The sequence below is a fragment of the Photobacterium rosenbergii genome (genome assembly GCF_003026455.1).
GTDB lineage: Bacteria > Pseudomonadota > Gammaproteobacteria > Enterobacterales > Vibrionaceae > Photobacterium > Photobacterium rosenbergii.
In genome coordinates this window covers 74443-90060 of sequence record NZ_PYMB01000016.1, presented here as the reverse complement: position 1 = coordinate 90060, position 15618 = coordinate 74443, and the positions used below count along the sequence as shown (strand labels likewise).

Sequence of the window (15618 nt, the reverse complement as noted above, 5' to 3'; positions counted from 1 at the left end):
AAGAGGTAAGGTATTACCTTGCCTCTTCTGTTGTCTCTAGCAACTCCCCTCATAAAACACCTTACTCTGACTTTCTTTCACCACCCTAATTCAATTTTTCGCTCATACGAACCATAAGCAGAAATGTGAGGCCAAGACAAAAATCTTAGGAAACGGGACATAATTGCCCACTATAGGGAAGATAGCAGCGGGCTTTTCGATGAATATGGACCCATCAAAACCAAGCACACAAAGGAACAGCCATGCATCACCCAAAAATTACCTTCATCGGGGCCGGTTCGACTATTTTCGTCAAGAACATCCTTGGCGATGTTTTCCATAAACCTGCACTAAAAGGGGCTGACGTTGCCTTGATGGATATCGACCCTGTCCGCCTTGAAGAGTCTCAGATTGTTGTCAGCAAATTGATGGAATCTGCTGGTGCAACGGGTAACATCCATTGCTATACCGATCAGAAAGAAGCATTGAAAGGGGCTGATTTTGTTGTCGTCGCCTTCCAGATCGGTGGCTATGAGCCTTGCACGGTTATCGACTTCGACGTGTGTAAGAAGCACGGCCTAGAGCAGACTATCGCTGATACTTTGGGCCCTGGCGGTATCATGCGCTCACTGCGTACGATTCCCCACCTGTGGCAGATCTGTGAAGACATGACAGATGTCTGCCCACAGGCCACTATGTTGAACTACGTCAACCCAATGGCAATGAACACCTGGGCGATGTACGAAAAGTATCCACACATCAAGCAAGTTGGCTTGTGCCACTCGGTGCAGGGCACTGCTGAGGAACTCGCCCGCGATTTGGACATCGATTATAGCGACCTTCGCTATACCTGTGCTGGTATCAACCACATGGCTTACTACCTGACGCTGGAGAAGAAAACCGAAAGCGGTGAGTACGCCAGCATCTACCCTGACCTGCTAGAAGCTTACGAAATGGGACAAGCACCAAAACCGAACATCCACGGTAACCCTCGCTGCGAAAATATTGTCCGTTACGAAATGTTCAAGAAACTGGGTTACTTCGTTACCGAGTCTTCTGAGCACTTCGCCGAGTACACCCCATACTTCATCAAGCCAAACCGTTCGGATTTGATTGAGCGCTACAAAGTGCCGTTGGACGAATATCCAAAACGCTGCGTTGAGCAGATTGCCAACTGGAAAAAAGACTTGGAAGCCTTCAAGCAAGCAGAGCGTATTGAACAAAAAGAGTCCCATGAGTACGCCAGTACCATCATGAACGCTATCTGGACCAATACCCCAAGCGTGATTTACGGCAACGTGAAGAACGAAGGGCTGATTGACAACCTGCCACAGGGTTGCTGTGTCGAAGTTGCTTGCCTTGTTGATGCCAATGGTATCCAACCTACTGCTGTAGGTAAATTACCTAATCACCTAGCAGCCTTAATGCAGACTAACATCAACGTCCAGACGCTACTGACAGAAGCAATCCTGACCGAGAACCGCGATCGCATTTACCATGCCGCCATGCTAGACCCTCACACTGCGGCAGTGCTTGGCATTGAGGAAATCTACGCCTTGGTTGATGAACTAATTGAAGCACAGCAAGACTGGTTACCAAACTGGATCTAATCCAAGTCTTTGCAGCCCTAACTCACAAGCCTCTAGAGGCGAGATAACAAGAAGCAAACGCATGCCAAGTGGCAATAAACCACTTGGCATAGACCCTACGTGAAACAAACAATAATTGCCTTTCCTACAAAAAGCAGTAAAACAGGGAAAAGGAAAAAGGAGCTTTTATGAGCGTCTCAATGAACACCAAGTTAAGCTACGGCTTTGGTGCGTTCGGCAAGGACTTTGCCATCACCATCGTCTATATGTACCTGATGTTTTACTACACCGATGTCGCCGGGATCTCTGCCGGTATTGTCGGTACCATCTTCCTCGTCGCCAGGATCTGGGATGCAGTGAATGACCCCATCATGGGCTGGATAGTCAACAACACCCGCAGCCGCTGGGGAAAATTCAAGCCATGGATCCTCATCGGTACTATCGCCAACTCTGTTGTGCTTTACTTGCTATTTAACGCCCACTATTTTGAAGGCCCTTGGCTTATCGCCTACGCAGCGGTCACTTACATTTTATGGGGCATGACTTATACCTTAATGGATATCCCATTCTGGTCGCTGGTACCTACCCTAACGCTGGATAAACGTGAACGCGAAGAACTGGTTCCCTACCCTCGCTTTTTTGCTAGCTTAGCCTGGGTGGTCACCGCTGCCATTGCTATGCCATTTATCAACTATGTCGGTGGCGAAGACAAAGGCTACGGCTTCCAAATCTTTACCATCTTGCTTATTGCCTGCTTTGCGGTATCAACCTATATCACGCTGCGCAATGTTAAAGAACGCTACTCTACCGCCCAGCTTGACGACCAACCGGTACAAGAGAGGATCTCCCTCAAAGAAATGGTTGGCCTTATCTACAAAAACAGCCAGCTGAGCAGTGTGTTGTGCATGGCGCTAGCCTATAACCTGGCCACCAATATCATTACAGCCTTTGCCGTCTACTACTTTACCTATGTCGTGGGTAACGAAGCACTATTCCCTTACTACATGGCCTATGCAGGTATCGCAAACCTAATCACCCTGGTGTTATTCCCGAAACTTGCCGGTATGTTCTCACGCCGCGTGCTATGGGCCTGTGCTTCCGGATTCCCAATCCTCGGTAGCCTGGTGCTGATTTATGTCGGTATGTACGACCCACAGAGCATCATTTTGATTTCAACTGCCGGTGTATTGCTACAAATCGGTACGGCACTATTCTGGGTACTTAACGTAATCATGGTTGCCGACACCGTTGACTATGGAGAATACAAACTGGGTGTTCGCTGCGAGAGTATTGCCTACTCGGTACAAACCTTGGTGGTAAAAGCAGGTTCAGCCTTTGCGGCCTTCTTCATCGGTATCGCACTGACCGCAGTCGACTATGTACCCAATGTCGAGCAGAATGCTGATACTGTGTTTGGCATGCAGTGCATCATGATCGGCTTGCCTAGCTTCTTCTTTGCCATTGCCCTGTACATCTACTTCCGTTATTACAAACTAAACGGCAAGTTGCTCAACGATGTCCAGCACAAGCTAATGCAGAAATATGGCGATGAAGAGCCAGAAGCTAGCGATACGCTGACACCGGAACCACAATTGGCACAAGAAAGTCGCTAGCTCATTCGCCTTAGCCAAAAAAACAAAGCCCGCTGTATGCGGGCTTTCGCTTCTTTGCGCCTAGCTTATTAGCCAGTCACGTTCTCGATGAAGGTTGCTAATTCATCGACAGCTTGCTGGTTCGACGATTGCACAATCACTTCTGTTCCCTGGACCAGCGCCAGAGTCTGTAGCTTGAATAGGTTTTTGGCTGTTGCCGCTTTTCCGTTGGAAACGACTTCAATGTCTTCGGCATATTTCTTCGCGGCTTTGACGAACTTGGCGGCAGGCCGAGTATGAAGGCCGTTCTCTGCGGTAATAAGCGCTTTTTTCTGGTACATAATCAAACTCCTTGGGTATCTGTTTGATTTTGTAACGCTTATAGCCTGTGATTTCTGGGATATCCGCTAAAGATAAACACAAAAAAGCCATGATGATTCCCAAAATGGGATCTAATCATGGCTCTATCATGCAATAGCGGAAAATGGATGATTTATCGTTTGATAGCACGCACGCGGAACGAGCGGCCCTTCATCTTGCCATTTTCAAGCTTCTTGAGGGCAACACGTGCCACATCGCTCTTCACAGCTACATAGGCAACCATATCGAAGACATTGATCTTACCGACCTGATCGCCTCGAATGCCTTTGTCACCCGTCAGCGCCCCCAAAATATCCCCTGGGCGAACTTTCTGTTTTTTACCACCCATGATCTGGAGCGTGGTCATTGCAGGGCGGAAGGTTGGTTGGTTTAGCAAAGACTCAGATGGCAATTCAGCACCCACGATATCTCGCTCGAGGTAATCCTCCAACAGCGCAACCTTGTAGTGCTCTTTGTCACTGAAGAACGAACAAGCAACCCCTTTGCTTCCCGCACGGCCGGTACGGCCAATTCGGTGAACGTGTACTTCTGTATCACGTGCTAGGTGGTAGTTGATAACACAATCCAACGCTTCGATATCTAGGCCACGTGCCGCGACATCGGTAGCGACCAGTACCGAAGTACTCTTGTTGGCAAAACGAACCAAAGTCTGGTCTCGTTCACGCTGCTCAAGGTCACCGTGCAGTGCCATCGCACTGAAACCATACATATCTAGGTCATCAGCAACTTCCTGGGCTTCGCGCTTGGTATTACAGAACACCACTGAAGACTCTGGCTTGTGCAGAGAAAGCAGCAGGCGAAGCGCCGTCATACGGTCTTCATTGCTCTCTACATGGTAAAAATGCTGATCGATAGTGCTTTCATCATGGGTAGACTCAACCTTTACCATTACTGGCTTGTGCATGATTTCGCGTGCGATCGATTCAATTTGCTTAGGGTAAGTCGCACTGAAAAGTAGTGTCTGGCGGTCAACTGGTGCCGCATCAACAATAGCATCAAGCGCGTCTTGGAAACCCATTTCCAGCATGCGGTCAGCTTCATCCAATACCAGCAAATTCAGTTCATCAAGAGACAGGAAGCCTTTGCGCAAATGCTCTTCTACACGACCTGGCGTACCTACGATAATATGGGCGCCATGCTCCAGGGAGCCGATCTGAGGACCAAATGGCATACCGCCGCAAAGAGTCAGGACCTTGATGTTGTGAATGGATCGCGCCAGCTTACGGATCTCTTTCGCTACCTGATCGGCCAACTCACGGGTCGGACACAAAACCAGCGACTGGATGCGGAAACACCTTACATTAAGGTGCTCGAGTAGGCCCAAACCAAACGCTGCCGTTTTACCTGAGCCTGTTTTGCCCTGGGCAATTACATCTTTACCTGCCAGAACATGCGGTAGGCTCTGACTTTGGATAGGGGTCATAGATTCATAGCCAAGGGTAGCCAAGTTGGCTTCCAGCTCAGGTTTCAGGTTCAGGGTAGAAAACGCGTTGTTGCTCACGGGCAAAGTCCTGTCATTAAAAAACACTGGCAACACTGGCGAAAATCACTGTCTGTCTCACCCCGTTACCGCAAGGGATGCGACACTAACAGCCTTGCAGTAAAAAAGATAGACTTCAGCTATTAAACTCGTTTCTTTTTCGCCATTCTGACCCCATCACGGATATTCAGACCCAGTAAGGTTGCATTCGCTGCACCGGCAATCAATTCAAGTCCCTGCAACCGCCAATACCAAACATCAAACTGACCGGCTGCCGACCATTGTGCCAGCACAACCGCAGCAGGCAGCAAAATTAGAGCTCCGTTAGCAGCCGCTAGCTTCATTCTTAGCTGCTTGGTCGCCAATGCCCCTTTCGCTTTGCCAGGATATAGTTTCGCCGCAGAGATCCCCGTAGCCATCATCGCAGGGATAAGCCCCCCCACCCCATAAAGGATGGCTTGTTTCACTGCCGCGATATGAACACTGTCGCCAATTAAATCAACGACCACACTGGTGGTAAAAAAAGTCACAATCAGCAAAAAGGCCAAACCACCAGCAAGACGGTGAACCCATGCCAGTGTCTGTCGGTTTGCAGGTTTTGTCATTTGCGCTTGGGTATTCATCTTGGCTTCCTGAGTCACTATGTGTGTTGTAGCTAACCTTACAAAACAACAATTGCAATTGCAATTGTTGTACCTGCAATTATCTTGACCTCATGCTCAAAAAGGTACTGGAGGAGCAACCCAAAGCGCGCGACATCGAACCATTCCACTTTTCGAGCAAGAAAAACAAATAGGCAAGTTCGATACAAAGCACACATATAATATTTTTATTTATCACTCAGACATATCAAAGCAACAAAAGTCATTTTAATAAAAGAAAAATCATCAAATATCTTTTCGCTTTATATTTTTACAAATAACAAACCCTGAACTTGTTATATTTACAATTCATAGGGTCAAACAGTGTCAATAAATTAAATTGTAATCATCAGAAATAAATTTGGTTTACACCTTGTTAAAAACGACAGTTTTAGTGGTTTATCGGCTATATTTATGGACAATAACTTTGAAATAATGATCACTCAAAATAGCTTTAGCCTCCTTGTTTATCCTAAACAAAGCAGCGTATTATTTTATGTAAATGAACGATGCTATATAAAAACCATGTAAAGAGGCCAAACTATGAACCAAGAATTTAATGCCAATGAAATCTTCATCATGGCAGAACAAATAGAAATCGAGGCTTACAAATTTTATCTGAAAGCTGCAGAAGAAACACCAAAAGATGAAGATAAAGCATTTTTGAAAAAACTGGCTAGCTTTGAGGTTGAACATCAAAACCTATTTTCAGAAATGCGAGAGAAACTCTCTGTTCAAGAAAAAACCGAACTGACATTCGACCCTAACAACGAAGCTGAAGACTACTGTCGTTCATTTGCCAGAATGCAAAACATCGTCAAGAAAAATGTTGATTTTACCAATATGAAAGAGATTCTTCTCAATGCCATTATGATCGAGAAGGACACCATAGTGTTTTACTCTGGCATGAAGAAATTCGTTTCAGAAGCTTTTGGCAAAGGTCGCATTGATGAGTTGATCCATGAAGAACTGCGCCACATTGATATCCTCACTAAGCAATATGACTCCATCACTGCCACTGCATAATGCTAGGTAGTTAAAGGAAATTTAAAAGCAATGGTTGCAGCTTCAACTATTGCTTTTGCTGTCGTTGAGGGGGGATGTATCTACAACCGCACCTTCCTTATAGCACCTTGTATTCCCAACTCAACTCAGCACCAGATCGGGCGATCATGATAGACACTGAACAATGCGTTTCAAACGTCATCTCGATGGCTTTCTCTATCGCTTTATCCGTTAAACCACTGCCCGACATTTCAAATTCAAAGTGCAGTTTGGTAAACACCTTCGGTGGAGTCGGCGCTTGCTCGGCACTAACAACAACACGGCAACTATCAAGCGGCTGACGCTGTTTGGCCATAATGCTGGTTACGTCAATCGATGCACAACTCGCCGCCGCACTCAACATCAACTCCATTGGTGTTTGCGCGCTATCGGTCCCACCAAATTGGGTTGGGGCATCGGTAATTACTGCATGGCCCTGCTCCACAGTGCTAACAAAACACTTTCCGTGTACCCAACGAGTTTCAATCTTCATTTGTATATTTCCCTATTGAATTAACAGTGATATAAATAAATTAAATTTTGTCTTACAAATACCAATTATCGTCAATTAATTCAACACTCTATATCAAAGGAAGATCATGATCACAGAAGGATTCGATTTTATTGCCGTGATGTTCGGCTTATGCGGTTTACTCGTCTGGTTAGAGCAGAGATACCCCAGCCAGTTGTTCAAATGGTTCCCCAGTATTGTCCTTGTTATGTTCGGCTCAATGGCCCTTTACACCTTTGGCATGTGGGAGATGACCCCCGAGGTGAAAACGGCTCGGGCAACCGTGCGAGACAATGCCATTCCGGCCATGCTATTTCTCATGTCACTCAGCTTTAACCTTAGCGTGATTCGCAAACTCGGGGCGCGTTTAATTATTCTTTTCCTCGCCTCAACCGCCAGTATCATGGCTGGCTTTATAGTAGTGCATAGCTTAATGGGCGGCTTCTTGAGTGATGAAACCCCACTTACTTTCGGTGTCATGTCAGCCGGCTGGACCGGTGGTACCCAGAACTTCGTGGCAGTTAAAGAGGCGCTATCAGTCACTGACTCAGCCATGGCCTACACCCTGCTTATGGGAGCACTATGTTATACCGTCTGGTTGATCATGATAGTGGCACTAAAGCCAATGAAGGAGCGCTTCAACGGGGTATTAAAAGCAAATGACAACGGGCTGGATGAAATCCTATCGAAGCTCGGCTCACTAGAGAAGAAAGAAAAACCCGACCTGCAGGCTATCCTGCTCATGCTCGGTGTTGCTTTGGTTATCTCTTCTATTAGCCGTCACCTCGGCCAAGCAATTGCCTCTATGGGGCTTTTGAACCCAATGATTTGGGCAATAATTATTTCCTCATTGCTGGGTATCCTTGCCGCACCGACCGCGCTCGGCAAAATGGCCGGAGCCAATGAAGTTTCCGGGGTTATGCTATATGTCGTTGTAGCTCTGATCGGGGCTGAAGTTAACTTGAGCGCCATTGGCCAAGCGCCGATGTATATCATGTCCGGCTTTATGATCCTGGCCGTACACGGTGTTTTGATGCTCATAATCGGTCGGATGATGAAGATGAACCTGCACCTGATTGGGTTGGCCTCTATTGCCAATATCGGCAGCGCTCCTTCTGCCGCCGTCGTCGCCGCCGCTTATGATAAAAACCTGGTACCTGTTGCGGTAATCATGGCACTGATTGGCTCAATGATAGGTTCATTTGTCGGCTTAACAGTTAGTGAAGTCATTGTGTTGATGAGCTAGTCACTCAACTATCCACCAGGGGCCTGAAGTATGCGTATTTCAGGCCCTTTCTTACGTCTGTAGGGCAGATGAGTACATGAAAAGGGCTAGTTACCTTAACTCAATTTTGGACAGAATCTTCTTAGAGTAAAAGTTCGAAATCAGCTAGATAGCATCCTTGAGCCAATATTACTTAGATACAGATCCATTTATCGAACAAATTATAGGCATCGCTATGCATATGTATTAATATTGTCAGAAATGTCGACTGATGGGCTAAATTTATGGAAAAAACAACACTAGCATTGATGCTAATTGCGGTCTTAACTTCATGCACTACCTCACCTCAACACAAGATTTCCGACAGTTCTACTATCGCTGAATTGGCTGAATACACATGGCATAGTACCGAAGCTGGTTTAATTTCATTATACCGCTTGAAGTCACCAATCATCGATAGTGATTATGCGCGAGAGTTCAACATGTACTGGTGTGTAAATAGTGATGAATACAACCGTGAGCATATAAGATATATTTTTTCTAAACGATGTAATCAACGTAATGGCATAGTAAAAAGATCGGACATCAATTGGTGCGTAAGTGAAAACGAAGATATACCGTTATTTGGTTACAAAGTTGGTAATGGAAGACTACACGAACCAGAAGCAAATTGTGGCCCACGATCTGGTGGTTTCACCGATATTGGATTAATAACTTATGAACCGCCATCTAAAGCAAATGCCGAAAATTGGAAAAAATTTACGAAAGCTAAAGGTTACCGCACAGACGAAGAACTTAAAACTCAAAGGGAAATTACTCAAGCAAAAAATGACGCCATGTTTAAAAAGGTAGAAAGAAATGGCCAAGTCATACTTGAGTCCTCAGGGCAACGCGTTTGCCGTGAAGATAAAGGTTATTTTTATAGTGGTATTATTCAAGACGTAAACAGACCTAAAAGTGAAATCTTAGTATATTTAGATAACGTAACTGTTGGGAAAAACACCACTATTGTACCTTCCGGTTTCACACCGCATGCCCGTTGGTCATCTGCATATGAATGGCAACTTTGTATTCTAAAATGGGACGGTTATAAAATCACGTCATCCATGAACTAATGATAAATTTCCAAATAACTAAGTGAGCATTTCTACCCACATTCAGATAAACAGCAATCTTTGTTATTGATGTAGATTGATATAACTTCTTATACGGACGCCTAGGCATTACTGGTTAGTATAATTTCTGACTTGAGATATAAAGGGGCGTCCAAGTTTGTCTCTTGGAGATACGACTGAATGACTAGGTGAGCACGTGTTCTGGCGGGACGTTTAACTAACAAAGGGGGAACTCTGTGTTACGAAGTATCAACTGTGAAGGTTCTGGACATAACGGTCTAAATTACTTGAACTAAGTCACTTCTACCCTTAAACGAAAAGACAGTTTTCCCCCTCCACCTAGCCTAAATACCACTGCTCAACTCGATGTGTTTTCTCAGTTGCGAAATAGTTAGCGGTGGTTGGGTTCTATGGATCATCGCATGACAGTTTGGGCACACTGGTACAAGGTCATTAATTGGATCGACAATATATTCTTTTTGAATATCTGCAAGAGGAACTAGATGGTGAACGTGTATAAAACCCTCCCCTATATCCCCATATATTTCCTTAAAGTCGAAGTCACATACTTTGCAGGTTGAGCCATGGTAAGCTATGCAAGCGGCTCTTGCTTTTGCATTTCGTTCAAAAGAGTTTACGAATATCGTCTTTGACACACCTTCCAAATATTCATTCGGTTCTATAACTTCTTCAGGTAAAGTATCTTTAATTACGGAGTCAGTGGCATACCAACAACCAGCAATATGTGTAAGACTTTTTTTAGTTAACGTTTTCTCAAACCCTTTAATTTTTGCTGGCCCAATACCAGCCTTATCTCGGTTTGAGTTGGAGTAGATTAACGGGAAAGTCATCAATTGATAACCTTCTTCTTCAATTAGCCTTATATGCTCTCTTGACTGATCGTATCCAAGAGCTTTTTTACCACGAGTATCAATACTCCAATCTTCACTTAAGATTAGCGTTGTATTCCCATCTGTATATCGATCCCACGCACCAAAAATGATGATTTTTTGTTCATCATTTATGAAAGACCAACTCCATGTCCAGTTTTTGCATGTCGCTCCGTGCGATAGGATAAATTTCTTTCTACTCATCGATAGTTTCCAACACCAGTAACACTTAAGCTTTGCAAACTACTCAACTCTAGCAAAGAAAACTCAACTATTCCTCACGAAATAATAGATGTCCATCAACTCCAGTGAAAACCAATTATCTAGGTTCGATGATAATTAGGAAAAATATGGCAAATTGCTATCCTTACTAATTTGATCCCAAAGTACACTGACTTGAAATTGGACAAATCTGAGTTAGATATTTTAGTAATTTAAAAGATTACGGATAATAGGAAGCATGGAAAAGTAACGCTTGAGCTCAAGGGCGGCACAAAAAGTTGTGTCGAGCGCTACGAGGCTTTTGGGTGTTCCCTAGAGCGAATGGTTAGTACGTCGCGACCTATATCAGGAAACTGTAGCTAATCCGATGGACAGGCTGACTCAGGCGCCGAGTTGATACCGCTCCAGCTCAATGACATAGCACTCGCTAAACCTCAGGCATCAAGTAGCCTTTACCGACGGAGCACCGCGATCCATCGCCCCAAATTTAACAAGCTTGTCAGCGAGGCGGCGACATAGGTCAGCGCCGCCGCCTTGAGAATTTTCTCTGCATGCTCCAGATCACCATCGTACAGGTAGCCGCCTCTCTGCAGGATCGGCAGAGCCTTGCCATAGCTAGCATCGAACTCAACCGGAAGAGTCACCAGATGCACCAGAGTACTTAGTGCCATTGAAACAATACCAATCATTATCGTTATCGCTCCCGCTTGCGGCAGGCGGGTTAGCATTAGAACTAGCGGAGCAGCCAATAGCATCATTCCGGCAATACGCTCGCCGACCATGGCAGTCTTAACGAGTTTCTGCCGCGCCAGAAACAAGGACTCTCCACGTGAATCCTGAATGGCATGCCCCACTTCATGGGCGGCCACAGTCACTGCCGTCAGCGAATAGCCTGAATAGTTTTCCGGCGTCAGACGTACAGCCTTGGCGACCGGATCATAGTGATCACCGGCAGAGGTTTCCTCTACCTCGACGTTACTCAAACCGAAGCTATCCAAAAGATGGCGAGCAAGTTCACTACCACTACCCTGCTTGAGATAGCGATCAGCCGGCTGACTGTACTTTTCCATCACATGCTTGACCCACAGGCTAGGCAGGAAGACGCATATCGCGATTATGAGTAATATGACTATCCAGAACATTTAAATCAGTATGCCATGAGCAATTGTTTAACTACTAAATATTATACGCATAGAAATGAGCAGCAGATGCTTGCCGACAATAGGCTGGACTCGAAGATGGACAAAATGAGTTAGTATACTTACCCTAACTCATCAGATCTAAGCAAAAAGGAGGCTTTCAGTTTCGATCTCGGTACTCCGACTGTGTATCAGATTCATGACACGCTGACATGTCCAGCGGTTAATCCCACCATGCTATCTAATAGCTAACTTGGGAAAAACATCATCAGCAGCCGTCATATATTTTTGTGATTTCATGATCTAGCAAGTTACCTGTAATATCCCCATCTTCATTATTATGTGGCCTTGGCAACTTAATGAACAGGTAACATCCATGCTTGGAAAGCTTACTTAAGTCTTCACTCGACTTGATGTCATCCCTAAGTGAGACAAATAGGCTGTTATCTGTAACAGAAAGCAGGCTATAACCACTAACGTCCATCGCCTTTTCCACATCTTCTTTCTTCAGGTTCATATGACCAAAAATGACATACAAGTCGGTTCCAGGGATCTGCGTTCTTTCCAAGGTATATTCCATACCATGCATTATGGCCTTGGATCTTACCATTTCATCAGCCGCCCTGAATGCGGCAACAAAGCCGTCAAGTGCCGCTATGCGGGAGTCTGACGATATATTTAAAAAGCGCGGAACTGCAGTGACTGCAATAATGCCCAGAACGACGATCACAATGATCATCTCGATTAATGTAAAACCACGCGAAAGATGCCTCATAAATAATCCCTATAAAAAAACAGTCAACGATATGCTACTATATGCATTGTTATTGCGCCGCTGAATTATATGGGTTGCTTATGATTTTGCCAGATGGCATCCACCTGTTTAATGTATGCCTTTGTAGAATATTAACATTTTGAAACAAGTGTAAGTTTAGCTAGGCATTTTGCTGCTGTTAGTGCGTTCTAAAGAGACTTATTAAATGACTTATAGCTCTGACAACTTATAGTAAAAGCACTATTTTTCATTCTCTTATGGCACAACTCTTGCTCTATTGATGTTTTCGCCCAAATTGAGAACACAATAATGAGAAAATATAAAAAAACCACAATCGCTGCGTTGCTATGTGCACCAATGATGGTAAACAGCGCACCTTTATTGATCAAAGACGCCTCTCTGATTATTTCGATGGAATCGACCGATAAAGACCTGACGGGAAGGCTCTATGAAAAAGATATTCTGGTTGAGGATGGCCAAATCAAAGCCATTGGCAAAAATTTAGTCGCTGACAATGCAACAGTTGTTAATGCCAGTGGAAAAATAGTGATGCCGGGGCTTATCGATGTTCATAACCATTTGTGGCAATCGACCATCAGAGGGTGCGGTATCGACAAAAATGTGAAAGATTGGCTACCTCCTTGTGTTTTTCCTATCTCGTTTAATTACCAACAAGCCTATGATGCCGTGACTTTGAGTACCTTAGATCTCATTAATACCGGTGTCACAACGGTTGTTGATTGGTCACATGCCTACAATGCCAAGTTTGTTGAAGGTAATGTACAGGCATTGCAGGACTCGGGGATGCGTTATGTGTATACCTACAATTTGAATCCGCTCAATAATGCCCACGCAAAAGTGACTAAAGCGCAGGTAGACAAGGATACTCTCGGTACATTCCATCTGGCTTCACACCCTGCTGGCTACATGCAAGATACTGTGCAGAATGCCGTTGATATGGCAAAGGAAATGGAAACCACACTGAACTTCCATTATGCGGAAAACAAAAAAGATCGATTAGATGAGCAGACTGCAACATTGATAAACACCAATGCAACGGATGTACGCTTGGTTCTGAACCATGTGGTTGATGTCAATGATGAAGAAATAGACATGATGGCAAAAACCGGGGCCAAGGTCAGTTACAATGCCTTGAGTAATATGCGTTTGGCCTCAGGGGTCGCCCCAGTTGAGAAAATGTACAAGGCCGGTATCGATATCGGTATGGGATTGGATGGTGGAACATCCGATAACTCAAATTACTTTGCCTTGATGAAAGCAGCCATCGGCCTACAGCGCGCATATCATCAAGACCCATCGGTGTTCCCGACAGTAGAAGATGTATTGTATCTATCAACAATGGGTGGCGCTAAAGTGATAGGAATGGAAGAGAAGATTGGCTCGCTGGCTGTAGGGAAACGGGCTGATTTAATCATCCTTAACCCTGCAACTACCAATATGGGCGTCAACCATGATGAACTGGCTCAGATTGCTTTCAATGCAGAACCGGTCAATGTCGAGTATGTAGTGGTTGAAGGCAACATACTCAAAGATAAAGGCCAATTACCAATCAGTGAGAAGGACTTCCATGCCCTATTGGAGCGTAACGAAAAAACGGTCCAGTTGCTGAAAAAAGGTAATACCAACAGTTAAATTTAGCAGTTATTGCTATCGCAAAAAGCGGCTCAGTTATTGAACCGCTTTTTGCCTTTGAGGTCAGAGATAAAACGATTACAGCTCGGACAATTGATCAGAGAACCAAATTTTACGCTGGAAGCGAGGGTTCTTCGATGACATGTCAATCTTGTAAGGGTTAGTCTCTTCAGATCGCTGTGGTAAGTTCAGGATCTTGCACAACTCTTGAGCCAAAAATTTCTCAATTTTCAGTACAACCATTTTCTTGCGCAAGCGGCCTTGCTCATCACGGTTCAGGATAGTTGGCATTGTGTTCAGCGTCAGAATCTCACCCAGAGCAGGGTCAGACATACGCTCACGGCCCTCGGTACTTGCGTAGAAGTGTGAGACGGTGAATACCATGCGCTCAGGCTTTAACTGTTGAAGGAACTGACAAGATTTAACGACTGTGGAGCCAGTACGTACCATATCGTCAAATAGCACAATACTCGGGTTGTCCAGACCTTCGAAGGTATCTTCACTTTCTGCGTGCAGAGTGATTTCTACCTTGCGTTCAGCAGTACGCTCTTTGTCCAACATGATGAACTTAGCCTTGGTCAAACCAAGTGTGTTGTACATCTCTTTTACGAAGTCGCGAGCACCTTTGTCTGGAGCACAAAGAACAAGCCCCTCACCTTCAGGTCCGTAACTCAAGATATTTGAGTTCAACAAGTAGTGTGCGTAAATCTTATAAGGAATGAGATTGAAGAAACGGCCACCGAACACTTCGCTAAACATCTTCTGTACCGAAACAGAATGGTTATGCACCGTCACGACATCATCAACACCAGCCAGCTTGAGCATCTGTGCGTAGAGCTTAGAGGTAAAAGGTTGGCCATCAAACTTCTTGATGTCGGACACATCTCGCTCTGTGCTGGTATCACCCAAGTCAGCGCGAGGGCCGCGATCCTGGGCTGAGAAAAATAGATCGGGCTCAACCAATACCACGCGACTTGCACCATTTTCTTTAGCGGCTCGTGCGATGATGAGGTTGTGCATAGCCAATTCCTGTCGGCTTGTAACCAAATTACCGGTACTTACAATAACAACAGTCTTGCCGTCTAAGCTATTGCCGATATTCTCCATATCGTTTTCATCCGAGATAAAGCGGGGGCAAAACTCGGAGTTCATGAAGTGCTTCATGCTGATTACATCGGAGATATCTTCATCCTGACCCATTGCATATGCAACATCGATCGCAAAAGGGTTGTCTGAGGAGTTACTGACAATCACTACATCATCTGATTGTACATTCTGGCTGCTCATGGCATTCCTTATCAGTAAGAAAGAGAGTTGGTTGCGTGTATTCTATTACAGAATGAACAAAACGACAGAGCTAACCGCCATTTTGAACAAAAGGC

Annotated in this window: 14 protein-coding genes; 6 read left to right on the top strand and 8 right to left on the bottom strand. The window is 45.0% G+C overall.

Annotated elements, in window-relative coordinates; translation table 11 throughout:
* Window positions 1-242 precede the first annotated feature (242 nt).
* Together melA and melB are read left to right on the top strand one after the other, a co-directional pair.
* Complete coding sequence (gene melA / locus C9J01_RS21680; protein ID WP_107300228.1) at window positions 243-1589, top strand: alpha-glucosidase/alpha-galactosidase; 1347 nt, start codon at window positions 243-245, stop codon at window positions 1587-1589.
* A gap of 167 nt (window positions 1590-1756) precedes the next feature.
* Window positions 1757-3181 (top strand): melibiose:sodium transporter MelB, encoded by a 1425-nt coding sequence (gene melB, locus C9J01_RS21675; protein WP_201797858.1) that lies wholly within the window; start codon window positions 1757-1759, stop codon window positions 3179-3181.
* 68 nt (window positions 3182-3249) lie between these two features.
* Here melB and C9J01_RS21670 read toward each other — a convergent pair whose 3' ends face one another.
* The 3 genes from C9J01_RS21670 to C9J01_RS21660 form a co-directional block, all read right to left on the bottom strand.
* Complete coding sequence (locus C9J01_RS21670; RefSeq protein ID WP_107300227.1) at window positions 3250-3501, bottom strand: HPr family phosphocarrier protein; 252 nt, start codon at window positions 3499-3501, stop codon at window positions 3250-3252.
* Between the two features lie 152 nt (window positions 3502-3653).
* Entirely contained in the window at window positions 3654-5042 is a 1389-nt protein-coding gene (gene dbpA, locus C9J01_RS21665; protein ID WP_107300226.1) for an ATP-dependent RNA helicase DbpA, read from the bottom strand.
* 122 nt (window positions 5043-5164) lie between these two features.
* A complete protein-coding gene (locus C9J01_RS21660) occupies window positions 5165-5644 on the bottom strand; it encodes a hypothetical protein (protein ID WP_237157037.1) in 480 nt (159 codons plus the stop codon).
* A gap of 561 nt (window positions 5645-6205) precedes the next feature.
* Between C9J01_RS21660 and C9J01_RS21655 the strand changes: the two genes are divergently transcribed.
* Window positions 6206-6688: a ferritin family protein gene (locus tag C9J01_RS21655; protein WP_107300225.1), complete on the top strand. Its 483-nt coding sequence runs from the start codon at window positions 6206-6208 to the stop codon at window positions 6686-6688.
* A 97-nt stretch (window positions 6689-6785) separates the two neighbouring features.
* On the opposite strand, the gene C9J01_RS21650 is transcribed toward C9J01_RS21655, so the two are convergent.
* Window positions 6786-7199, bottom strand: a complete 414-nt coding sequence (locus C9J01_RS21650; protein ID WP_107300224.1) for an OsmC family protein — start codon at window positions 7197-7199, stop codon at window positions 6786-6788.
* A 106-nt stretch (window positions 7200-7305) separates the two neighbouring features.
* On the opposite strand from C9J01_RS21650, the gene C9J01_RS21645 reads away from it, so the two are divergent.
* Both C9J01_RS21645 and C9J01_RS21640 read left to right on the top strand, forming a co-directional pair.
* The gene (locus C9J01_RS21645; RefSeq protein ID WP_107300223.1) at window positions 7306-8463 is read left to right on the top strand and encodes a DUF819 family protein; all 1158 of its coding nucleotides are present in this window, start codon (window positions 7306-7308) and stop codon (window positions 8461-8463) included.
* A 263-nt stretch (window positions 8464-8726) separates the two neighbouring features.
* Window positions 8727-9557, top strand: coding sequence for a hypothetical protein (locus C9J01_RS21640; RefSeq protein ID WP_146157107.1), 831 nt, complete (start codon window positions 8727-8729; stop codon window positions 9555-9557).
* Window positions 9558-9901: 344 nt separating this feature from the next.
* Here C9J01_RS21640 and C9J01_RS21635 read toward each other — a convergent pair whose 3' ends face one another.
* From C9J01_RS21635 to C9J01_RS30070, 3 genes are all read right to left on the bottom strand, one after another.
* Window positions 9902-10651: an HNH endonuclease gene (locus tag C9J01_RS21635; RefSeq protein WP_107300221.1), complete on the bottom strand. Its 750-nt coding sequence runs from the start codon at window positions 10649-10651 to the stop codon at window positions 9902-9904.
* A gap of 470 nt (window positions 10652-11121) precedes the next feature.
* On the bottom strand, window positions 11122-11811 hold the full coding sequence (locus C9J01_RS21630; RefSeq protein ID WP_107300220.1) for a zinc metallopeptidase: 690 nt from the start codon (window positions 11809-11811) through the stop codon (window positions 11122-11124).
* Window positions 11812-12076: 265 nt separating this feature from the next.
* Window positions 12077-12583 carry a pilus assembly FimT family protein gene (locus C9J01_RS30070; RefSeq protein ID WP_107300219.1) on the bottom strand — a complete coding sequence of 169 codons (507 nt, stop codon included), beginning with the start codon at window positions 12581-12583 and terminating at the stop codon, window positions 12077-12079.
* Window positions 12584-12892: 309 nt separating this feature from the next.
* Between C9J01_RS30070 and C9J01_RS21620 the strand changes: the two genes are divergently transcribed.
* The gene (locus C9J01_RS21620; RefSeq protein ID WP_107300218.1) at window positions 12893-14236 is read left to right on the top strand and encodes an amidohydrolase family protein; all 1344 of its coding nucleotides are present in this window, start codon (window positions 12893-12895) and stop codon (window positions 14234-14236) included.
* A 78-nt stretch (window positions 14237-14314) separates the two neighbouring features.
* Here the strand turns inward: C9J01_RS21620 and C9J01_RS21615 are convergent, their stop codons facing one another.
* Entirely contained in the window at window positions 14315-15523 is a 1209-nt protein-coding gene (locus C9J01_RS21615) for a phosphoribosyltransferase family protein (RefSeq protein WP_107300217.1), read from the bottom strand.
* Window positions 15524-15618 lie beyond the last annotated feature (95 nt).

Bases quoted from the DNA above. Each gene is read 5' to 3' on its own strand.
- melA (WP_107300228.1), top strand. From the start codon at position 243: ATGCATCACCCAAAAATTACCTTCATCGGGGCCGGTTCGACTATTTTC.
- melB (WP_201797858.1), top strand. From the start codon at position 1,757: ATGAGCGTCTCAATGAACACCAAGTTAAGCTACGGCTTTGGTGCGTTC.
- C9J01_RS21670 (WP_107300227.1), bottom strand. From the start codon at position 3,501: ATGTACCAGAAAAAAGCGCTTATTACCGCAGAGAACGGCCTTCATACT.
- C9J01_RS21660 (WP_237157037.1), bottom strand. From the start codon at position 5,644: ATGAATACCCAAGCGCAAATGACAAAACCTGCAAACCGACAGACACTG.
- C9J01_RS21655 (WP_107300225.1), top strand. From the start codon at position 6,206: ATGAACCAAGAATTTAATGCCAATGAAATCTTCATCATGGCAGAACAA.
- C9J01_RS21650 (WP_107300224.1), bottom strand. From the start codon at position 7,199: ATGAAGATTGAAACTCGTTGGGTACACGGAAAGTGTTTTGTTAGCACT.
- C9J01_RS21645 (WP_107300223.1), top strand. From the start codon at position 7,306: ATGATCACAGAAGGATTCGATTTTATTGCCGTGATGTTCGGCTTATGC.
- C9J01_RS21640 (WP_146157107.1), top strand. From the start codon at position 8,727: ATGGAAAAAACAACACTAGCATTGATGCTAATTGCGGTCTTAACTTCA.
- C9J01_RS21635 (WP_107300221.1), bottom strand. From the start codon at position 10,651: ATGAGTAGAAAGAAATTTATCCTATCGCACGGAGCGACATGCAAAAAC.
- C9J01_RS21630 (WP_107300220.1), bottom strand. From the start codon at position 11,811: ATGTTCTGGATAGTCATATTACTCATAATCGCGATATGCGTCTTCCTG.
- C9J01_RS30070 (WP_107300219.1), bottom strand. From the start codon at position 12,583: ATGAGGCATCTTTCGCGTGGTTTTACATTAATCGAGATGATCATTGTG.
- C9J01_RS21620 (WP_107300218.1), top strand. From the start codon at position 12,893: ATGAGAAAATATAAAAAAACCACAATCGCTGCGTTGCTATGTGCACCA.
- C9J01_RS21615 (WP_107300217.1), bottom strand. From the start codon at position 15,523: ATGAGCAGCCAGAATGTACAATCAGATGATGTAGTGATTGTCAGTAAC.